The 22,894-nt window shown below is 39.0% G+C and carries 17 protein-coding genes; 3 read left to right on the top strand and 14 right to left on the bottom strand.

From position 1 onward, the window contains the following. Positions 1 to 72 precede the first annotated feature (72 nt). On the bottom strand, positions 73 to 759 hold the full coding sequence (locus AC27I2_RS04795) for a M48 family metallopeptidase (RefSeq protein WP_487203589.1): 687 nt from the start codon (positions 757 to 759) through the stop codon (positions 73 to 75). Between the two features lie 256 nt (positions 760 to 1,015). Between AC27I2_RS04795 and AC27I2_RS04790 the strand changes: the two genes are divergently transcribed. Both AC27I2_RS04790 and AC27I2_RS04785 read left to right on the top strand, forming a co-directional pair. Further along, positions 1,016 to 4,339, top strand: a complete 3,324-nt coding sequence (locus tag AC27I2_RS04790; RefSeq protein ID WP_487203588.1) for an MHYT domain-containing protein — start codon at positions 1,016 to 1,018, stop codon at positions 4,337 to 4,339. 8 nt (positions 4,340 to 4,347) lie between these two features. After that, on the top strand, positions 4,348 to 5,340 hold the full coding sequence (locus AC27I2_RS04785) for a response regulator (RefSeq protein ID WP_487203587.1): 993 nt from the start codon (positions 4,348 to 4,350) through the stop codon (positions 5,338 to 5,340). Here the strand turns inward: AC27I2_RS04785 and AC27I2_RS04780 are convergent. Both AC27I2_RS04780 and AC27I2_RS04775 read right to left on the bottom strand, forming a co-directional pair. After that, positions 5,337 to 5,777, bottom strand: a complete 441-nt coding sequence (locus tag AC27I2_RS04780) for a VOC family protein (RefSeq protein ID WP_487203586.1) — start codon at positions 5,775 to 5,777, stop codon at positions 5,337 to 5,339. The genes AC27I2_RS04785 and AC27I2_RS04780 overlap by 4 nt on opposite strands. Position 5,778: 1 nt before the next feature. After that, a complete protein-coding gene (locus AC27I2_RS04775; protein WP_487203585.1) occupies positions 5,779 to 6,435 on the bottom strand; it encodes an HD domain-containing protein in 657 nt (218 codons plus the stop codon). 139 nt (positions 6,436 to 6,574) lie between these two features. On the opposite strand from AC27I2_RS04775, the gene AC27I2_RS04770 reads away from it, so the two are divergent. After that, complete coding sequence (locus tag AC27I2_RS04770; RefSeq protein WP_058404676.1) at positions 6,575 to 7,765, top strand: class I SAM-dependent methyltransferase; 1,191 nt, start codon at positions 6,575 to 6,577, stop codon at positions 7,763 to 7,765. 15 nt (positions 7,766 to 7,780) lie between these two features. On the opposite strand, the gene AC27I2_RS04765 is transcribed toward AC27I2_RS04770, so the two are convergent. The 11 genes from AC27I2_RS04765 to AC27I2_RS04715 form a co-directional block, all read right to left on the bottom strand. Continuing rightward, positions 7,781 to 8,077 (bottom strand): PilZ domain-containing protein, encoded by a 297-nt coding sequence (locus AC27I2_RS04765; protein WP_039036718.1) that lies wholly within the window; start codon positions 8,075 to 8,077, stop codon positions 7,781 to 7,783. Between the two features lie 8 nt (positions 8,078 to 8,085). Further along, positions 8,086 to 8,466, bottom strand: a complete 381-nt coding sequence (locus AC27I2_RS04760; protein ID WP_058404674.1) for a response regulator — start codon at positions 8,464 to 8,466, stop codon at positions 8,086 to 8,088. A 75-nt stretch (positions 8,467 to 8,541) separates the two neighbouring features. Further along, a complete protein-coding gene (hrpA, locus tag AC27I2_RS04755; protein ID WP_487203584.1) occupies positions 8,542 to 12,429 on the bottom strand; it encodes an ATP-dependent RNA helicase HrpA in 3,888 nt (1,295 codons plus the stop codon). A 124-nt stretch (positions 12,430 to 12,553) separates the two neighbouring features. After that, on the bottom strand, positions 12,554 to 13,588 hold the full coding sequence (locus AC27I2_RS04750) for an isoaspartyl peptidase/L-asparaginase family protein (protein WP_487203583.1): 1,035 nt from the start codon (positions 13,586 to 13,588) through the stop codon (positions 12,554 to 12,556). Between the two features lie 125 nt (positions 13,589 to 13,713). Next, positions 13,714 to 14,418 carry a SapC family protein gene (locus tag AC27I2_RS04745; RefSeq protein ID WP_487203582.1) on the bottom strand — a complete coding sequence of 235 codons (705 nt, stop codon included), beginning with the start codon at positions 14,416 to 14,418 and terminating at the stop codon, positions 13,714 to 13,716. A gap of 344 nt (positions 14,419 to 14,762) precedes the next feature. Further along, a complete protein-coding gene (gene pgl, locus AC27I2_RS04740; RefSeq protein ID WP_487203581.1) occupies positions 14,763 to 15,473 on the bottom strand; it encodes a 6-phosphogluconolactonase in 711 nt (236 codons plus the stop codon). Between the two features lie 2 nt (positions 15,474 to 15,475). Continuing rightward, positions 15,476 to 16,948 carry a glucose-6-phosphate dehydrogenase gene (gene zwf, locus AC27I2_RS04735; protein WP_487203580.1) on the bottom strand — a complete coding sequence of 491 codons (1,473 nt, stop codon included), beginning with the start codon at positions 16,946 to 16,948 and terminating at the stop codon, positions 15,476 to 15,478. A gap of 270 nt (positions 16,949 to 17,218) precedes the next feature. Then, positions 17,219 to 18,865, bottom strand: a complete 1,647-nt coding sequence (gene pgi / locus AC27I2_RS04730; protein WP_487203579.1) for a glucose-6-phosphate isomerase — start codon at positions 18,863 to 18,865, stop codon at positions 17,219 to 17,221. Between the two features lie 374 nt (positions 18,866 to 19,239). Next, positions 19,240 to 21,486, bottom strand: a complete 2,247-nt coding sequence (locus AC27I2_RS04725; RefSeq protein ID WP_487203578.1) for an aminotransferase class V-fold PLP-dependent enzyme — start codon at positions 21,484 to 21,486, stop codon at positions 19,240 to 19,242. Positions 21,487 to 21,601: 115 nt separating this feature from the next. Next, on the bottom strand, positions 21,602 to 22,681 hold the full coding sequence (locus AC27I2_RS04720) for an AI-2E family transporter (protein WP_487203577.1): 1,080 nt from the start codon (positions 22,679 to 22,681) through the stop codon (positions 21,602 to 21,604). Further along, complete coding sequence (locus AC27I2_RS04715) at positions 22,674 to 22,892, bottom strand: sulfurtransferase TusA family protein (protein ID WP_487203576.1); 219 nt, start codon at positions 22,890 to 22,892, stop codon at positions 22,674 to 22,676. The genes AC27I2_RS04720 and AC27I2_RS04715 overlap by 8 nt, the downstream gene beginning before the upstream one ends. Positions 22,893 to 22,894: the final 2 nt, after the last annotated feature.

The following is a 22,894-nucleotide window of genomic DNA, read 5'->3' as shown; positions in this document are numbered from 1 at the left end:
CTATATTCCTATATTCCTATATTCCTATATTCCTATATTCCTATATTCCTATATTCCTATATTCAAAATAGCTTAAAACACCCACAGTAAACTCATGCCATTAGTTTTTAACCAATTGGATGCAGCTTTATAGTCTGGATAAAAAATCTCTACTCTGTCCCAAAATTGCTTACTGTGATTTAAATACCTTAAATGAGCAAGCTCATGCACTATTACATAATCAATAATTCTATGAGGTGCTCCTATTAAATGTAAATTAAACGACAATTCTCGCTTACTGTTACAACTGCCCCAACGACGCTTATAAACAGCTAACGTTAATTTTTTTGGCAACGCCTCTTCCATTTTTTCACAATAAAAAGCTATACGCATTTCCACATAAGCCGCTAACTTTTCTTCTAAATAGCGTTTAATTAAACCCTCATATTTATTTTTATAATTTTTTACACGACTAGAGTGTGTAATAAATAGCGCGTTATTATGCTCTTTCACGTCAGATGATGGGCCTTCACGAAAAATTAATTCAACCGACTCAGAAAAAATCTTTATTTTATTTTGCTCAATTGGGTACTGTTTAGTGTCTATTACATTAAGCTGCTTTTTTAATTGTGTTTCTATCCAATGTTGCTTTTCGAGTAACCAACTATCGATTTGTTTTAACGGCACATAATGAGGTGCGTATACGGTTACTGTTTGATTATATATTTTTATAGCCACTGTCTTTCTGCGCTTACTTTTTTTAAGTTGATAATCAAACACTACTTTCTCTCATTAATTTAATTCTTTGGCCCGTTTTAACGCTATTTAATAGATAAACGCTATTGGTTTTTACACTGCTTATTTTTCATTTTAATTATTAACTTTACTTAAAATAAATATAAAAAATAATAACTTGAAAACTATACGTTAAAAAATTGAAACGAACTCACTTTTTATACCGCACTCGTCAATTAACTATTTATTTATATGATAATTATATTAAACTACTCACTTAAAGACTAATTTTTGAGCCAATATGCTATCTGCGTTTTTTGTAACAGACCATGACCCTAGCCTGATTATCAACGGGGTATATGACCCACTTTTAGTATCTATATCTATTTTAATAGCGATATTCGCCTCTTTTTTTACAACTAGGCTCATTGATTTAGCAAAAGAAACAAAATTTTATAATTATAGGCGTTTAGCAAAATTCACTGCCGCAGCAATATTTTCAGCAGGCATTTGGAGTATGCACTTTATCGGTATGCTGGCCTTCTCTCTATGCACAAATATCAAATACGACCCAACAATCACTATTTTATCTTTTCTCCCTGCTTTTTTTGCTTGCCAATTTGCTGTATCTATTTTAATTAACAATAAGACGACCTTCAAAATACTTGGTTTATGTTCTGTATTATTAGGCGCTGGCATAGGTACAATGCATTACAGCGGCATGGCCGCTATGGAGTTGGCGCCTTTGTTACGCTACGACCCACTTACCTTTGTTTTATCGCTCTTTGTTGCCGTCGCTTTATCATTTATCGCCCTGTATAGCCGGTTTAACCTTACTAAGGTTTTCCCGAAATTAACAGCGCTACAAAGCCGTACCATAAGCGCTATTATTTTGGGCTTCGCTGTTGCAGGAATGCACTATATGGGCATGGCTGCAACACGCTTTGTTGCAACATCGCCTTTACTATTTACCGATGTTAATGCGTCTGCAGGTCTTACATTTGTTGCAATAGCCGTCGCAACCGCAACGATAGCTATTACAAGTGTGGTTGCCGTTATCAATGGCATGGTTCGTTATAAAATGTTGTTAGAGGAAAAATCTGCCGATGAGTCTCGGTTAAATGCCATTCTAGAAACCGCAATTGACGCAATAGTCACCATTGACCATGCAGGTATTATTTTAAGTTTTAATACCTCAGCCACCCATATTTTTGGCTGGCAAGAGCATGAAGTTAAAAACAAAAACATAAAAATGTTAATGGATGATAAAATTGCAAAGCATCACGATCAATACCTTGCCAATGCTGAAAATACTTACTCTGAGAAGGTCCTTGGTGTTAACCGTGAAATTTTTGCAAAGCATAAAGAAGGTCATCTTTTCCCTATTCGTATCGGTATTGGCGAAGTTAACCAGCCCGGACAAACTCCTCTATACGTAGGTTACATTACCGACTTGACCGAACAGCGCGAATTACAACGCAGCCTTGTTGAAAAAGAGCAAAAGTACCGCTCTTTAATAAATAATATGCCGGGTGCTGTATTCAGATGTAGGCTAGATGAAAATTGGAGTATGTTATTTATAAGCCCAAGTATATTAGAGCTAACAGGTTACCAATCAGATGAATTTACTGAGCATTGCTTAGAGTTTAATGATCTTATTCTAAAAACAGATCAGCAAGCCGTTATGGATGCAGTATTAAAAGCAGTCCAAGATAAACGTCAATACTCTATCGAGTATAGAATTCGTCACAGAAATGGCAAAGTGTTATGGTTATTAGACCAAGGTAGCTTTTATTATAATAACCAAGATCAAGCTCAGTGGATAGACGGCGTACTTATTGATATCACCGAGCGTAAAGAATACGAAGACAAACTCGAAAAAGCCAAACTTCAAGCTGAGGAAGCCGCACAAGCTAAGCAATCATTTATGGCTAATATGAGCCACGAAATACGCACTCCTATGAACTCAATTATCGGTTTTAGCGACTTGCTTATGGATACACCGCTAAATCATGACCAGCAAAAGCACCTTGTTACTGTCAATAATGCAGCCCGTTCACTACTTCGCTTACTTAACGAAGTACTCGATTCAGCAAAATTAGAGCGTGGCAAGCTAACAATAGAAGCGGTACATTTTAGCCTTAAACCAGTTATAGACAGTATTATTTCAACCTTTTGGTTAGAGGCAAAAAAGAAAGCTCTTATACTCAACCTAACTATTAAAGAGTCAGTGCAAAACACTTACTACGGCGATCCTGACAGGTTAAGACAAATATTAACCAACCTGATTGGCAACGCGATTAAATTTACAGAGCGCGGCTCTATAACCATAACAGTGAGTACGACGCAAAACGGGCACTTATTTTTTGAAGTACAAGACACAGGTATTGGTATTGCACCGGACAGAGTAAGCGCTATTTTTCAGCCTTTTGTTCAAGCCGACGGAACAACAACACGTCGCTTTGGTGGAACGGGGCTTGGTACAACCATAAGTAAACAATTAGTTGAACTTATGGGGGGGACTATAAATTTAGTCAGTGAATTAAATAAAGGCACCTGCTTTTATTTTTCGCTTCCTCTAAAGGTGGGTGATGAAAATAAAATTGATCATTTTGATGGCCTTCACACACAATTGCCTGCGCTAAGAGTATTAGTCGTTGACGATATAGAACAAAACACAGAGCTTCTCTCGTTATTACTCTCAAGAGATCACCATGCGGTTACGAAAGCGAGTAACGGTTTTGAGGCCATTGCTACTTTCCAACAACACGATTTTGATGTGATTTTAATGGATATCCATATGCCGGAATGTGATGGGATTGAAGCATCTATGAGAATAAGAGAACTAGAAAAGCAAAAAAAATTGAAAAACACCCCAATCATTGCATTAACAGCCAGTGTTTTGCAGCAAGACAAACTTTCGGCCAAAAAAGCGGGGATGAATGGGTTTGCAAATAAGCCGATTGATATTAATCAGCTAAACCAAGAAATCGCGCAAGTGTTGGGTTTAGGCGTTTCTAAAGAGATAGAAATTGCGCAAACTGACCCTAATGCTAAACATATCGACTTTAAAAAAGGGTTAGCCTTGTGGGGCTCTAAATCTAAACAACTAACTGAAATTACTAAATTTACAAACGATAGTGATAATCGATTTGAACTTTTGTTAAATGAGCCTCAGCTAAACTCTCAAAGTAGCTATAGTTTAATACATACACTAAAAGGCATTTCTGGCAATTTGGGCCTAATTGCGTTGATGAAGCTTTTATCCAACTTAGAGCAAGCTATTAAGCAAGGTGATAGCGTTGATGATATTTTAAAAGCAATAAAAGCTGAGTTGGTTACTATTTCTAAGTTGTTAACGGTCAAAAAAACTGAACCACTCAGTAATCCTGAAAATAATCAAACAGTTATTTCCAACACTGAACTAAAATTATTGTGTGAAACACTCATCGAATTCGCAAGAAATGCTGAATTTAATGACACTGCACTTAGTGGCCTTCAAAGTTGTTCAAATGGTTCATTGGTAAGTAATATTAAAGCAATAACCGATGCCTTTGATGAATTTGATTTTGATAATGCGCAGGTTAAGTTAAACGAATTACTAAAAAAGCTAAACGATATATGAGTATATAAATGATTTTTTCTGCACAAAGTCCCAGAGTATTAATTGTTGATGATGAGCCGGCAAACCTAAAAGTGATGCGTGAAATATTAGGCGATCAGTACCGACTGTCGTTTGCAAAATCTGGAACAGCGGCCTTAACTTTACTTGAAAAAGAGTTACCTAAGCTTATTCTACTCGACATAATGATGCCAGACATGAATGGGTTTGAAGTATGTGAGCACATTAAAAGTAATCCAAAAACAGCGCATATTCCCGTTATTTTTGTCACTGCGCTTGGTGACGAAAGTGACGAGTATAAAGGCTTTGAATTGGGTGCTGTTGACTACATAACCAAGCCAATAAGCCCTGCTATTGTAAGAGCGCGTGTTAAAACACACCTTTCATTAGTACAAGCTGAGCAATTAAAGCAGGCACATGTAGATTTAGTTCAACGTTTAGGGCGTGCAGCTGAGTATAAAGATACCGATACGGGTGAACACATAGTTCGCATGAGTCAGTATAGTAAAGTTCTTGCCTTAGGAATTGGCATGTCAGAAAATCAAGCAGAGCTCTTGCATCAAGCAGCGCCTATGCATGATGTTGGAAAAATAGGTATTCCTGATGCAATTTTATTAAAACCCGGAAAATTATCTGTCACAGAGTTTGAACACATGAAAGAGCATGCCTTAATTGGCGCAAAGATTTTAGCTAACTCATCTTCCCCGCTATTACAACTTGCTCACAAGTTAGCAATTGAGCATCACGAAAAGTGGGATGGGTCTGGTTACCCATATGGTTTAAAAGGTGATGAAATATCCATTGAAGGTAGAATTATTGCTGTTGCAGATGTATTTGACGCACTGACTTCGAAGCGCCCTTACAAAGACGCGTGGAGTGTAGAAAAGACAATTTCACATATGAAAGAGCAAGCAGGTAGCCACTTCGACCCAGCTGTTATTGACTTATTAATTGAAAAACTGGACGAAATACTCACTATTAAACAAAGGAATCAAGAAAGTTAAAACTTTTTAGCGCTGTGCGAACCTTGTTCAACATCTGGATAAAACGCCTTTATGTATTCATAATCATGAGATGTTATTTCATGGCTATTACCGCTTTCATCTTTAAAATACATTGAAAACGTAACACCGTGGTCGGCCAATACTGCTTTTACATCCATTGCTTTAAAGTGCGCAAGCCACGCAATAAATTGCTCCCCAGTTGCAGCAAACGCTATTCCCTTGCTACGAACTTGACCTTCAAACAATGCTAACCGTGTTGTCGCATTTTTATCTTGTAACGTTAATGGGCCTTTTCCGGTTTCATCCCAAAAGGCAAGTTCTTCTATAACCTTAAAGCCAAGAACTCGCTCAAACCACACTACTGCGCTGGGCAAGTTATCTACATTAATATGGCAATGGTCAATTCCTGACAAAAAAGGGATTGTTTTGTTACTCATACTATTCACCTACCTCAGACCTTAACTGCTCTAAAAATGCATGCATATAGTGGGTGCGTCTATTCGCCTCCTCTTTCGCTGAGGGGGTATTCATACTCTTGGCAATAGTTAAAAGTTTTATAAAAAAATGATCTAGAGTATATTTATTATCGTCTGGCTTTCTAGTTGTACAAAATGGATCATCAGGGCTATAAAGTAGGCGATTAATAGATCCCCCTACTTTCATGCAACGGCTAATACCAATAGCGCCTAAGGCATCCATTCTGTCTGCGTCTTGTACTATTTGTGCCTCAACCGTTTTAATTTTAATATTGGCGCTAAAACTATGTGCTGCTATTGCATGATGAATATCTTCAAACAAGCCTTCGTCATAACCTAAGCCTTGTAAAAACCCAATTGCTTTATCTGCTGCCATAGTCGACGCTTTGGCCCTGTCAGGGTGGTTTTTAGCAACAGCGACACAGTCATGCAACCATGCTGCGGGTAGCACAACAGCCATATTAGCTTTTTCAGCGTTGCAAAGCTGTATCGCCACTCTAACCACACGCTCTATATGGGTAATATCATGGGCTACATCGGCATGTATAAGCGATTTAATAAAGTCACGGCATTGCTCAGAAAGTAATTGTAATGACGGAGTTAACGTAGTTTCAACCAAGGTATTTTCCAAAAATTTATTAACACATTGAATTAACCATACTTTACCGTGCTTTGCAGTTTACATGCAAAACATTCATTGTATGTTGACCTTGCCTTGACTAAAATACAGCGCTTATTTACTACAACAGAGAAGTCTTATGTCATCTGCCGTTTACCTACAAGCTGGTCGCGATAAATCATTAAAAAGAAAACATCCGTGGTTATTTTCAAAAGCCATTAAAAAGATCAAAGGTAAACCTGGGCTTGGCGACACAGTTACAATCCATGATAGTGAAGGTAAATATTTAGCAACAGCAGCATACAGCCCGCACTCTCAAATTCGAGCTCGTGTGTGGAGCTTTGACGAAAAAGAAATCATTGATCAACACTTTTTTGAGCGACGCTTACGCCGTGCATTAGAAGCTCGTAGTCAAGTAATTGAAGAAGGTGGATTAACCGGTTACCGATTATGTGCCGCTGAGTCTGATTACTTACCGGGTGTGACAATCGATAAATTTGATAATGTCCTCGTATGCCAACTTTTAAGTGCAGGAGCTGAGCGTCATAAAGGTGAAATTGTAGGCGCACTGATGGCTATATTTCCTGGCAGCAGTATTTATGAACGTTCAGACGTAGACGTGCGGACAAAAGAAGGTCTGGAGCCAATTAAAGGTATACTTTGGGGCTCTGAACCAACACAACCTGTACTTATTGAAGAAAATGGTTTAAAGCTCGAGGTAGATATTTTAGAAGGCCATAAAACCGGGTTTTATCTAGATCAACGCGATAGCCGAGCAGCACTTGAACGTTTTTCAAAAGATAAAACCGTGCTTAACTGCTTTAGCTACACAGGTACGTTTTCACTTTATGCGCTTCGCGGTGGCTGTAAGCATGTTACTAATGTTGACGTATCACAACCGGCACTCGATACCGCAAAACGTAATGTTGAGCATAATAATTTAGATCTAAATAAAGTCGATTTTGTTAAACAAGATGTATTTAAACTTTTACGCCAATACAGAGACGAAGGTAAACAATTCGATACTATCGTTATGGACCCACCTAAATTTGCCGACAACAAGGCACAGCTAACAGGTGCATGCAGAGGCTATAAAGATATCAATATGATCGCTATGCAAATATTAAAGCCGGGCGGCACACTATTAACGTTCTCTTGCTCTGGTTTAATGGAACAAAATTTATTTCAAAAAGTAGTTGCAGACGCAGCACTGGATGCTGGAAAAGACTTATTAATAATGGAACGTTTAAACCAAGCAGCTGACCACCCCATTGCGGGCAGCTACCCTGAAGGCTTTTACTTAAAAGGGCTTATTTGTAAAGTTTATTAATTAACATTTAATTGGTTAATTAAACTCTATTATCTCAAGCCCTGCTGTAATTGTGCCATCATCTTCTTTGCTGGCACGTATTACCTTAGCGGTCGCTTTTAACGGAGCAATACTTGGATGAGTTGACGCGATATCAACAGACAAAAGTGTATCAGGCTCTAGCAAATCATCTAAATGCAGCGATAAACCCGTTGCACTTAAGTCTACGCATTCAGCGGTATATGTTAAGCCTGCGACTGGCTCAATAGTTGTAAGCATTGCAGTAGCGTTTACCTGCATGCGTCTATAGTTTCGTTTATCTTCTGTGAACATAATTCCCTCTAAACTATTGTGTTTATTTGCTCTAACAGTGCGCTTATAGCGAATGGTTTCACTACATAAGCATCACATCCAGCGTCAAACCCCATTTTTTTCTCAAGCTCAGATTCAAGGCCTGATACCATAACCACAGGAATGTTTTTAGTTTCTGGCGTATGTTTTAGCATTCTGCATGTATCATAACCATCAAGACCTGGCATACATACATCAAGTAAAATAATGTCAGGAGGATTGGCAATTGCAGACGCAAGACAATTCTGACCAGAGTCAGCATAACTAACGTCAAATTTAGACTCTAGTGCAGATTCAAGCATTTCATAATTAAAATACTCGTCATCGACTACTAGCAGCCGTTTTGTTTTTGGTTCAATCACCGAGGACATGCTTATGTCGTTTCCTTCTCAAAACAAAAATAAATCCTACCTTTAAGGTACTAACCTTCTTAATAAATGCAAGCATTATTCTATTTCTTTTATAGCATTTAAAATTCGTTTAGACGAAATAGGGTAAGGCGTTCCTAACGTTTGTGCAAATAATGAGACTCTAAACTCTTGTTGCATCCAAAATATCGCTTCTATGTCGCTGGGTATCGGCATACCTTTGGGTATTTTATTCGTTAGTTTTTTATATTCAGTGGCCACTTTATCAAGCTCAAGTACACACAACCTGTCTCTATTAGGATCAACCGGAAGTTTTTCTAATCGCTTTTGAATCGCCTTTAAGTAACGAATTAAATCAGTGAGTTTAGTCGCGCCATGTTGACTAACAAACCCTTTAAAAATTAACGACTCAAGTTGCGATTTAATATCGCCATGAGCGGTGATCATGGTTAAATCAACCCGCCCTTTCATTTTTTTATGCAGCGCATGTGCAATACTGAGAACTTGTTCAACATGTATTGCTATGTCGACTACGGCATCACCTAGCTCGCCACGTATCTCTTCTTTAACGTTTTCAAACTCAGCGCTTGTTCTAATGTCACCATACTTAAGTAACAAACTATCAACGCCGGCAGCAATGCAATCGTTAATTAAGTCAGCTATTTTTCCAAATGGATTAAAGTACAATCCCAACTTAGCCTTATTAGGTAGATTCTGTTGTAAATATTTAATTGGTGAAGGCACGTTTAATAGTACCAATCGGCGAAGACCTTGTTGGTGAGCAACCTGTGCTTTTATTTCGTTATCAAATAGCTCAACCGCAGCACTTGATTTTTTATCCACCAGCGCTGGGTACGCTTTTATTTCATACTGGCCTTGCTTTTTAACGTAAGACTTAGGCAGTTCACCAAAGTTCCATTGTGTTAGGTCTGCTTTTTCAATGCCATCATCAGCTACTTTTGAAAGTGTTTCGGTTACCTCTCCTTGAAGCTCTGCTTTGAGCTTCGTAAGGTCTAAACCGCGAGCCAGTAATTTATTGTTCTCATCGCGCACCTCAAATTGTAAACGTAGATGAGGAGCAAGTGATGTTAAATCCCACGCCTCAGGGTCAACGCGCACACCAGTCATTCGCAATAAGCGTATGGTTAGTGCGTCAAGTAAAGTGCCTTGCATTGGCTCTACCGCTGCAAGTACAGCGTCTGCATAATTGGGAGCCGGTACAAAGTTACGACGAAGTGACTTTGGCAGTGATTTAATCAAACCACTTATTAATTCGTGCCTGAAGGCAGGAATATGCCAATCAAAGCCGGTTTCTTGCACTTGGTTTAATAATGCAACAGGGATTTGTACAGCAACACCATCAACCGCTTGACCTGGGTCAAAGTGATACGTAAGCGGTAATATTAAATTATCTTGCTGCCACGTATCTGGATAATCAAATTCTGTAATACTGTTTGCGCCATGGCGCATTAACTCATCCCGAGTCATGTGTAGAAAGTGTTTGTTTTGTTGTTTTTGGGTTTTATACCACTTTAAAAAAGCGGCTCGATTATTAATTTCTTTTGGTATTTTTTTATCGTAAAACTCAAATAAGGTTTGTTCATCAACTAAAATATCACGGCGGCGCGACTTGTTTTCAAGGACTTGTATATCTTCAATTAACTCACGATTAAACTGTAAAAAACGCTCGTTTAAACCAAGTTCTTGTTCAACCAGTGCAGTTCGCACAAACAGCTCTCGGCTAACCTTAGGGTCTATATTGCTATAAACACAGCGGCGTTTATTAACAACTAACAATCCGTATAAAGTTTGTTGCTCAAAGGCAATAACAGCTCCAGGTTTTTTCTCCCAATGGGGCTCAGAATAGCTGCGTTTTACCAGGTGTTGGGCTAAGGATTCAACCCAATTGATATCGATTTTTGCATTAGTGCGCGCATACAATTTACTCGTTTCAACAAGCTCTGCTGACATAATCCATTTAGGCGCTTTTTTAAATAAACCCGAACCCGGAAAAATATGAAACTGACTATTACGCGCACCTTTATAAGCTTGTTTTTCGTCTTTAAAACCAATATGGCTAAGCATACCGCTTAGTAAGGCTTTATGTACTGCTTCGCCATCAGCAGCATCACTGGATGCCTTCATGCCCATTTCGTTACACACAATACTTATTTGATAAACAATATCTTGCCATTCACGCAGCCGCATATAAGCTAAAAAATCTTTTTGGCATAACTTTCTAAACTGACTATTTGTCAGCTCACTTTGTTGCTCTTCTAAGTAATTCCATAAATTTAAAAAGGCAATAAAGTCTGAATCTGGATCATCAAAGCGACCGTGTTTTTCATTCGCTGCCGCGCGCTTTTCTTGAGGGCGTTCACGTGGGTCCTGAATGGATAAAGCAGCCACAATAATAATAACTTCACGCAGTGCACCTAGCTTATGCGCTGTTAAAACCATTTTAGCTAAACGCGGATCAACGGGTAATCGGCTTAACTCTCTACCCGATTGCGTTAACGCGGTTTTATTATCACGCTTAGCCGACTTTACTGCTTGTAACTCCTCAAGCAGAGTTAAGCCATCGCTGATATTTCTACTGTCTGGCGCTTGAACAAATGGAAATTGCGCCATGTCGCCCAAGCCCAAAGCAAGCATTTGTAAAATAACAGAGGCTAAGTTTGTACGCAGTATTTCAGGGTCGGTAAATTCAGGGCGAGATAAAAAATCATCCTCTGAATATAAACGGATACAAATACCCGCTTCAACACGCCCACAACGGCCCATCCGCTGATTAGCACTTGCTTGTGAAATAGGCTCTATGGGTAAACGCTGTACTTTTGTGCGGTAACTATAGCGGCTAATGCGCGCAGTCCCTGGGTCTATTACATAGCGAATGCCTGGCACGGTCAGTGACGTTTCAGCCACGTTAGTCGATAAAATAATGTGACGGCGAGAGTGCGGCGCAAATATTCTGTTTTGCTCTGCATTTGATAAACGCGAGTACAGCGGTAATACATCGGTGTGCTTAAGATTACGTTTGCTCAACGCATCTGCAGTGTCGCGAATTTCACGTTCACCGTTTAAAAATATGAGTATGTCGCCGGGGCCTTCTGCACATAGCTCATCAACTGCATCAAAAATACCTTGTAACTGGTCGCCTTCGGCTTCCATATCGTCTTTTTTAATATCGCTAATTGGGTTGTAGCGAACATCAACGGGGAAAGTACGACCCGATACCTCTATAATTGGCGCATCGTTAAAATGTTTAGAAAAACGCTCTGGGTCAATGGTTGCTGAAGTAATAATAATTTTTAAATCAGGGCGCTTAGGCAGCAAGTTTTTTAAGTACCCTAAAATAAAGTCAATGTTTAAACTACGCTCGTGGGCCTCATCAATAATGATAGTGTCGTATTGATTTAAAAAACGATCTTGCTGAATTTCGGCAAGTAAAATACCGTCAGTCATCAGTTTAATGTATGTATTGTTAGAAACCTGATCGCTAAAACGGATTTTAAAACCCACTTGTTGACCTAGTTCACACTTCATCTCATCGGCAATACGGTTTGCAACGGTGCGAGCGGCTAACCTACGCGGTTGCGTGTGGCCAATAAAACCATCAACGCCGCGGCCAAGCTCTAAACACATTTTAGGTATTTGTGTCGTTTTTCCCGATCCTGTTTCACCAGCAATAATAACAACTTGATTATTTGCTATCGCGTCTTTAATGGCTTGTTTTTTTTGGCTTACAGGCAGCTGTTCTGGGTATGTTACCTGTGGCAAATTTGCTAAGCGTTTTTCTTTTGATTGTTGGCTGCGGGTTATATCTGCGGCAATTTTTTCAAGCGCATTGGCTTGTTTAGTCTCGTCGACGATTTTTTTAGCGCCGTGAAGGCGTTTTTTAAAGATGAATTGATCTTTTTTTAAGCACGTTTTTAGCTCGCCAAACAACTGACCTAGGTTAACCACCCGCATACCTTATAAAATATGTTAAAGAGCCATAATTGTATCAAAATTAACGGCTGGGGTTAATCCTACAAATCATTAAACGCTCAGTTGTTTGACATTTAATCACATGTACAAGGCTATATTTCTATTCTCCTTTAAAAATGCCTACATAAGTTGCTTGCGTATTCGATTTACTTGCGCGATACATCCCCGACGTATTAAACGGTAAGCTAATGTTGCCTTGCGTGTCGATAATAATCACACCGCCTGTGCCACCTATTGGCTTTAATACTTTGTTTATTACTTCATCACCGGCTTGCGCGATTGTACTGCCTTGGTATTTAACACGAGCGCAAATATCACTTGCCACATTGTAGCGAATAAAATATTCACCGTGGCCGGTCGCCGATACCGCGCATGATTCATTTTCAGCAAACGTACCTGCACCTATAACGGGTGCATCACCAACACGACCATAACGCTTTGCAGTCATTCCACCGGTTGATGTACCAGCGGCTAAGTTACCATTTTTATCAAGGGCAACAGCGCCAACGGTGCCCATTTTAAAGTTATTAGGAAGCGCATTGTGCGCGGCTTGATATGATTTACTTGTTGCCTTGGCTTTATCAAGCTTTTCTTTTGCTTTAAGCAGTGCATCGTAACGGTGTTTGGTATCAAATAAATTATTTTCGATAAGTTCAATACCTTGCTCTTTTGCAAACTCCTCAGCACCTTGACCACTGAGCATAACGTGCACTGAGTTATCCATAACTAAACGGGCAAGCTTAATTGGGCTTTCTACATGTTTTACACCTGCAACAGCCCCTGCTTGACGGTTACGTCCGTCCATAATTGACGCGTCAAGCTCGTGCCCACCATTGTATGTATATACTGCGCCGCGTCCGGCATTAAAAAACTCAGACTGCTCTAATACTGTAATTGCAGCAGTCACCGCATCTAAGCTTTCCCCGCCTTTGTCTAGTACGCTGTAACCTGCCTCAACGGCCTCAGATAATTTAGCACGATAAGCTTTTTCTTGTTCGGGGGTAAACTTTGCTTTATCAATTGTTCCTGCGCCACCATGAATTGCAATGGCAAGCGGAGATTCTTTACTTAATGCACTGTGAGTAAATCCTATACATGCACTGGCTAAAATAGATAATAAGATTATTTTTTTCATGACTGCCTTTCTCATCAAAGTATTAAAACTAATGTGAACGGTTAAAAAGCAAATTTCAACTAAAGTAAGTTTAAAGACATAAAAAAAGCGCCTTAAGGCGCTTTTTATTATTAACGTGTTTAAAATTAAGCTTGTTTAGCTTTTAAACGCGCTAAACGTGCTACTTGGTGAGTAGACGTTAAGAAAGAATAAATTGGTGCTAAATAACCGCGCTTACGAAGTTCTAAGAAGTCTTCATCGCTTAGCTCATTTAGTTTTTTCTCGTCGATAAGGTAGATACCGTTGATGTCTTTTTTCTCGCCTTTAATGTCTACTGTTAACGTTTGAGCAATGAGTAGCTCTTTATCAGCAAGAAATTTAGTGAATGCATCGGTTACCTGAGAAAACTCAATGAAAGACACTAGCGACTCTTTGCGACGCTTTAAGTAATCTGTTTCTTCACCATTTTCAAATAATGCATTGCCATCTGTTTCACTTACAAGCGGGCTTGCTTCATCAATAACAATACCAAATTGGTCTTGTTCTGGGTGTTTAACTAAACCAAGTGGGTAACGTGTAGAGGCCATTGGTGCAAAAGAAGCTGTCCACTTATCGCCTTCAACAAATAAGTTCTCGCCTGGCTCTAAACCAAACATTGCAACTGCTTGGAAAGTACCTGCTTCGTTATTTTTAACAAACGACATAGGAAATTCATTTGCTACGCGTGCAAACTCATGTGCAACTACAGGCACTAAATGTTGAGTTTTCATGAAATCTACATTGATGCCGTTTTGAATTTTAATGTTGGCATGTTTTTCGTTGTGTAAAGGCTGTACTTGTTGCTCCGCCATGTTACTGCTCCGTTTTTAAATTTATAAGTTTCATTGTTAATGCCTTAAGGCTAATGCTTTTGAGGTAAAAAAGGAAGGGAAAGTTTTATGACACAAGCCATCTAAAAATAAAATTTAAATAAATCTGCATGTTGTCAAAAAACATACAAGTAATAATTTTAAAACATGCTTAAAAATAAAGCGTTACACGGTTATTTAGCATACAAAGGGAGGTGGCTTATTTACAAAAGTTAACAGACTTCTGTCTACAACCACGCTCATAGTGAAGAATATTTAGGCAAATAAAAAGGCAGCTAATTTAGCTGCCTTTATAAAATGGGGTAAGCAATGCAAATTTACTTAAATTATGGGGCCCAATAAACTTCGATATTGATGCTCGGATGATTAAGTACTGCACGCAGTGGCATATCGTTAACATCACCACCAGCTTTAGCCTGCTTGTACACAGCAAGCTTTTCATCGCCGCTGATAAGTAGTTTAACCACTTTAGAGTTGGCTATTGCATTTAGAGTAAGCGTCATTCGCTCGGTAATACTACCCGTTACGTCACTTTGAATTGCGTTAATCGCACAAACCGTTTGAGTGGTTGTTAAACCATGCTCTAACCCATCTGCATGAGGGAATAAAGACGCAGTGTGACCATCTGGCCCCATACCTAAAATAGTTACATCGTAAGGCGTTTTCAGCGCACTGTATGCGGCTTCACACTTTTCAGCACCTTGCTGTGCAGTAGAAGCGTCGTTTTTCATTGTTATAAAGTTGGCTGCATTACCAAAGTTTTGCAACAACGTACTTTTAATAAATGCTTCATTACTTTTTTCGTGATTTGGCTCAACCCAGCGTTCATCAACCATGGCTACATCAACGTTTTGCCAATCTAAATCAAGGGTTGATAAATGCTTATATGCTGCAGCAGGTGATGAACCACCCGATACCATCAGTACAGCGCGACCATCGTCTTTAATGCCATCTAATAATGATTGCTCTAAAGTTGCCGATAACTCTTTTGTTAGTGCATCTTTATCATCAAAAAATTTTTCAACTAATTTAGCCATAATTATGCCTTATCACCTGTGTTAAACCACAGGTGGTTGTTCTCTGCTAATAACTCATCGGCATCATCTGGACCCCACGTACCAGCACGGTAAAGTGCAGGCTTGCCTTTTTCTTGCCAACGTTCAACTATCGGATCAATCCATTTCCATGCTTGGCGAACTTCATCACGATGAATAAACAACGATGGGTTATTCGCAGCCGCATCAAGCATTAGACGTTTGTATGCATCAGAATGAAAACCATTGCTGTAAGCTTGTGATAACTCAATGTTCATAGTTACCGGCTCTAATTGCATTTCAAGGTTATCTAAGCGCTTTGACATAAGCGTTAGCTGAATCGTTTCTTCTGGCTGAAGGCGAATAACTAAGCGGTTTGGTTCTATGTTGCCAACATTTTCTTCATAAATATTGTGCGATACTTTTTTGTACTCAACCACAATTTCAGCACAGCGTTTTGCCATACGTTTACCTGTACGGAGGTAAAATGGTACGCCAGCCCAACGCCAATTATCTATGTGTGCACGTATAGCAACAAAGGTCTCTGTTTTACTAGCGCCCTCGTTTAACTCTTCCAAGTAACCAGGTACAATTTTACCGTTTAAATCCCCTGGTACATATTGGCCACGCACAATATTACTATCAACGTCAGAGTCAATAAGTGGTCGAAGTGCTTCTAGCACCTTTAGTTTTTCATTACGAATGCTATTAGCGTTAAGCTTATTAGGCGCTTCCATTGCAACAAGGCATAAAAGCTGTAGCAAGTGATTTTGAACCATGTCACGAAGTGCGCCGGCTTTGTCATAAAACCCTGCTCTGCTTTCAAGACCTACTGTTTCTGAAAGGCTAATTTGGATATTATCAATCGACTTAGCATCCCACATATTTTCAAATAATGAGTTTGAAAAACGCAGTGCCATTAAGTTCTGTACAGTTTCTTTACCTAAGTAATGGTCTATACGGAAGATTTGGTCTTCTTCAAAAAACTCAGCAATTTTAGCGTTTATTACTTCTGCAGATTCCCCACAGTAACCAATTGGTTTTTCAACAACTACACGCGATGTTGGCGTAATCAAATCTTTTATAGAGAGAATTTCACAGCACTTGCCATAAACGGCTGGTGGTAAAGATAAATAAAACACACGAGATTTAGTGCTATCGTGCTCATCTAAAATACCTTTAAGCACATCCCAGTTATCGTCAGCTTCAGTAACATTACTCACCACTGGCACTAAATAATTTGAAAATGCTTTCCAATCTTTGGCGTTAAATTCACCTTTACTTAAAAACTCTTGGAGTGCTTTATGCGCTGTTTCTATGTATTCAGCACGTTTGCTTTCTTCACGAACTGTTGGCAGGATGCGTGAGCCTTCAGGTAAATTCCCTTCTTGATATGCTCGATACATTGCAGGTAGTAATTTGCGTAACGCAAGATCACCACCGCCCCCAAAAATTATGATATCAAAAGGATTAAGCATAGTTACTCTCTACGTTGTGATACCCCGTCCTAAAATAAGCTCGTGGGTATGCCTGTTTATTACTTGGATTATGATAGCTTTTATAATGTGTTAAAAAAGCCTGCTGAATTGTTCTTTATTGATGATGTATTATTGTTTTTTTATCATCTACGCTTTTTTAAATGAGCCTTAGGATTCTGTATCTCCTCTCACAAAAATACAGACCCTAAGCACTCCAGCGCTACCCGTTCAAAGGTACTCGGTTTACCTACTATTACGTAGGCTAAATCTTTACTGCGTACGATGTTGCTTGTAGTACGCCATTAATCCACTTGTTGAGCTATCGTGATCGTGATTTACATTATCATCGGTCAGCTCACTTTCAATCTTAGATGCCAACCCTTTACCAAGTTCAACACCCCACTGATCAAATGAGCAAATGTCTAATATTATGCCTTGGCAAAAAATCTTGTGTTCATATAACGCAATTAAACGCCCTACCGTTTTAGCATCTACTGTGTCTAGCAGCATTGATGTTGTTGGGCGGTTTCCTTGATGAATTTTGTGATTTAGTAATTCATCAATTTGCGCCTGCGATTTACCTTTAGCCGTTAAATCGGCTGTAACTTGTTCTGCATCAACACCACTCATCATTGCTTCCGTTTGAGCAAAAAAGTTTGATAATAAAATGTCATGATGCTTATCAACATGTATTTGTGGTTTTACAGATGCGATAAAGTCCGCAGGAACAATCACGTTGCCTTGGTGCAGGCATTGATAAAACGCGTGCTGACCGTTAATGCCAGTCATACCCCAAATTATTGGAACCGTGGTATACGGTACTGTTTCGCCTGCAAAGTTAACATGCTTACCGTTACTTTCCATCTCACCTTGTTGTAAATACGCAGGTAACATGTGAAGAGATTGGTCGTAAGGTAAAATAGCTTGCGACGTGTACCCTAAAAAGCTGGTATTCCACACGCTTAACAAAGCCATTATTAAAGGAATATTCTGCTCAAGCGGCGCATTTTTAAAGTGTTCATCAACTTCAAAAGCACCTGTTAGTATATCTTCAAATGCATCATAGCCTAGGTACAACGCAATGGGTAAGCCTATCGCACTCCATAATGAAAAGCGACCACCAACCCAATCCCACATAGTGAATACGTTTTCATCAGCAATGCCAAAGGCAGCTGTTTTTTCTAAATTTGTACTTACTGCAACAAAGTGTTTCGCAATTGTGCTTTCATCTTTTGTTGTTTCTAAAAACCAATCCACCGCTGTTTTAGCGTTCGTCATAGTTTCTGATGTAGTAAATGTTTTTGACGAAATAACAAATAATGTTGTTTCGGGATCAATATTTTTAAGTACCGAAGCAATTTGTACACCATCGGCATTTGATACGTAGTGCACTTTTAAAGTGTCATCTGCGAATGCTTTTAATGCTTCAGTTGCCATTTGAGGACCTAGGTTCGACCCGCCTACCCCAATACTAACAACGTCTTTTACCGCTTTGCCCGTATAACCAAGCCACTGGCCGCTTCGCACTTTTTCAACAAATACTTTAATTTTAGCAAGCTCGTTATCAACCGCTTGCGTTATATTTTCTCCATCAACAATTAATGGAGTATGCGCACGGTTACGCAATGCAGTATGCAAAACAGAGCGCTCTTCGGTGATGTTAATTCTCTCGCCGCTGAACATTTTATCTCGCCAAGAAGCAATTTCGCACTCTTTAGCAAGTGACACTAAATTAGCAAAAACATCGTTATCAATTAATTGTTTAGAGTAGTCGAATAAAACACCAGGGATCTGAGTTGAAAACTGAGAAAAGCGGCCACCGTCTTGTGCAAATAACGTTTTAAGATGTGTTTGTTTCATCTTAGCAGCACTTTGTTCAAGGGCTTGCCAACTTGCTAATTGCGTTCGGTTCGACATTTAAAAATCCTCTAAAAAATTTAACCGGTTGATTTATATATTCTTTTTATGTTGTAAAACTGCTTAACACGTTCTAAATACACTAAAATAAAATGCCAATAGTGTAGCCATAAACGAAAAATAAGCGCTGCTTTAACTATTTTATACGCAGATGATAACCCAATTTTCACCTTTTGACACCGGTATCATAAATATTTTGCAAATTATTTTCCCCGCAATTTCAAAGGCACCCACAAAGCTTAATCGGTTAAGTTGGTGTATTCGTGAATTTTACTAAACGTTCAGTACTTTTTTAATAATTATGACATTTATGTGAATAAATAAAAAATCGGCTACTGAAGCCGATTTTATGCAAACCTTATAAGTATTGTATTTTAAAGGCTCAATGCCAAACCACCTTCTAAATTATACACTGTTCGATACCCTAGCTGCATTAGGTTAGCAGCAGCAAGCCTTGAGCGATTACCGCTACGACACAACAATATGTATTTACCGCGTTTACTTAGCTGACCTTCCATCAACGCGTTAGCCATACGACTAAGCGGTATGTTAAGTGTTTTTGTTTCGCTAGTGTGAAAAAGTTGCGATACATTATGTGCACCATGTTCGTAAGGCTCTCTGGTATCAATCAAATAAGTGTCATTATCACTGAGCATGGCTTTTGCACTATCAAAATTTAATTGCTGAATATTTAACTCAGGCAACGCAGTAACATAACCACATAATTGTAACCTTGATTTTTCTTTTGCCTCATCATTAAGCTGTTTTTTAATTACAAATTCATCAATACTAATTTGGCGATTTATTAATCGGTTTAATAAAGGTGTTTGTTGTTGCTCTGCGGCCCAGTTCATTGCAAAGCATTGCAAATAATCGTGCCCTGAACATATCACACTCGTTTCATCTAATTGCTCAGCAAGTGCTAAAATAGAATAAGCCATAGCCTTGGCATTGCCACCAGCTAAAGAAGTGTTACCCAAGCCACCGGGTAATATTAGATCACCACAAAAGCAATAATTAATGTGGTTATCTTCACTTTTTAAAACATAACTTACACTGTCTTCACTGTGCCCCGGTGTGGCTATTTTTTCTAGTCGTTCGTTATTTAGGTCGATATTAGCTGCATTTTTCGGCCAACCTAGTTTATCTACTGCAATCTCGTCGCATCGACTTGCTAATACACTGCGTAATAAAGTTACAGCACAACTTCGCTCTTGATGAACGTGCGTATTAAGTACTCCTTTAATAGTCAGGTTTTGTGTATTGGCTATTTTTTCTATACGCGGTATGAGCTCTACAATAGGATCTATAATAACTGCTTGTTTATTAGCATTTACATATAACCAACAACACGCTCCTTGGTGCCTAAACTGCGTTAAACCGAGCGCGCACACATCTTGTTGAGGTGCTGTACTATCAGATACTATTAAACAATTAGCCTGTAAAATGGCTTTTAATGCACGTATAGATGCACACGCATTTGCTATTTCAGCGGCAGTGGCAGCGGGACCGAATGATAGCCTAATTGCATTTTCACTCTGCCATTGGTTAACTCCCATCGCATCAAGCACAAAACTCGTTGAAGAGCCCGTGCTGCATGCAGAGCCTCCACTGACACGAATACCAGCGGCATCAAATAAATCAATCACTTCTTTGCTTGTTAACTCATTTACAGCAAAGTTTAATGTTGTTGGTACCGAGTGTTCAAAGCTATGATTAAACGTTACTTCATCAAATGTTTCTTCAATAGCGTTTTTTATTTGAGCTCGGTAATTACTTAGCACATCGATTGATTTAAATGTGGTGTCTGACTTATCTAGCAATAAACTAAACAATTTATTTAAACCGGCAATACCAGGTAAGTTTTCGGTGCCAGAGCGCATTCCGCTTTCTTGCCCTCCACCCGCTATAAACGGGGTATAGGCACTGCCAGAACGAATATATAAAAAACCAATACCTTTAGGGGCATAAAGTTTATGGCCTGAAAAAGGCGCGTAATCTATTGTGGTGGCGCTCAGGTCGAGTTGTTTTTTCCCAAGCGCTTGCACACAATCTACCATCCAAGACACTTTCGTATTACCAGAGCGAATAGTTTGTTCAATGGCATCTAAATCTTGATAAACTCCCGTTTCGTTATTAACCGCCATGGTGCATATCATTAGCGCATTAGGTATATGCTCAGCGATAAATGCTAAGTCTAAAATGCCATTATAATCCACCGGAATAGCCAAAACTTGAGCATGAATGCCCAATACACTATTCCAATGCTTTAATGTGTTAGGAACCGCTTTGTGTTCAGTGGCACCGTAAAGTAATACGGGTTTAGCAATATTATGATTTTTAGCGTTAATAAGCGTAGATACAACAGCGGTTTGAATGCCTTCGGTCGCGCCAGAGGTAAATAAAATATCTCCCTCTATTGCCCCAATCACAGTACGTGCGTTTTTGCGGGTTTGTTCTAATAAATGCTTGGCCTGAATACCCGTAATATGAGGGCTTGAAGGGTTACCAAAACAAATTTGCATTGTATGAGAAACCACATCGGCTATGCATGGCAACACAGGCGTTGTTGCGTTTGCATCAAGGTAAACTTGCTCAGAGTTTAATAAAGAGTCAGACATCTAAAAACGCACCTTATTACTAAAAGATATATCTTATTACCAATATTACATAGCTTTAGACGTATTGAGTAATAATCAATTAGTACTGACGGTGCGTTTTCTATGCCTTTTTGAACTAACCTTCTGTCAGTTGATTATTTAGCTCTTCTTGCGTTGAAGACCACGCTGTAATCAATGCTTTAACCAAAGAGGCCAAAGGAATAGCAAAAAACACGCCCCAAAAGCCCCACAAGCCACCAAAAAATAACACAGCCACAATAATAAATACCGGGTTCAAGTCAACGGCTTCTGAAAACAATAAGGGGACTAACACATTTCCATCAAGTGCCTGAATAATTCCATAAATAACTAAAACCGTCCAAAACTGGGTTTCTAATCCAAACTGGAATAACGCCACGGCAGCAACCGGAATAGTCACAAGCGCAGCACCAACGAACGGAATTAACACAGAAAACCCAACCAAAACGCCTAACAAGGCCGCGTAGCGTAAGTCTAAAAAAGTAAACGCAATGAACGAAACACCGCCTACAATTAAAATTTCAAACACTTTACCGCGAATGTAATTCATAATTTGCTGGTTCATTTCGTTCCATACTTGCAATATTAAACGACGCTGTTGTGGAATTAATTTAGCCACACTGCCCGTTAATTCCAGCTTGTCTTTAAGCATAAAAAACACCAGCAACGGCACAAGTACTAGGTAAATTAGCCACGCTACAACATCTTTTAACGACGTTAACGAAAACGATAAAACCACTTGGCCAAACTCAATGACTTTAGCCTCAACTGTAGCAACAATCCCTTGTACTTGGTCGGCATTAATTAAACTTGGGTATTGCTCTGGTAAGGCAATCAAATATGACTTGCCTTGCTCTAACATATGAGGGGTTTCTTGCACTAAATTGCTGGTTTGTTTCCAAAGAACAGGACCAATCACTAAAATTAAAGTGAGCATAATACCTGTAAATATAAGCATTACGAACACCGTAGCAGTAAAACGGCGTAAACCAAGACGCTCTAAGTGAACAACGGGCCAATCAAGTAAATAAGCAATAACTAATGCCACTAAAACCGGCACAATTAACGAGCCAAAAAAGTAAAGTAAGGCAACAGAAACGAGTAGTAAAAATAATAAGGTGACCGAATGAGGATCAGAAAATTTTCTTTCGTACCATGTTTTTATATATTCAAACACGTAATGGCTCCACTAATAATAAACCTTGTTGTTTATCTAAGTTGTAACTGTAAGCATATTTTTTTAAATATCGCTCAATATCATCCATGCTCTCATCACTATTTACACTAAAAGTGATGGCTTGCTGTGAAGATAATGCTTCACGTAGCCCTAATTTAAACTGAACAAACTGTTGAGGACATCTATAACTTCGTAAATCTTGGTGTAACATAC

The sequence above is a fragment of the Pseudoalteromonas sp. NH0006-46 genome (assembly GCF_057547735.1).
This window is presented reverse-complemented; position numbering and strand designations above follow the sequence as displayed.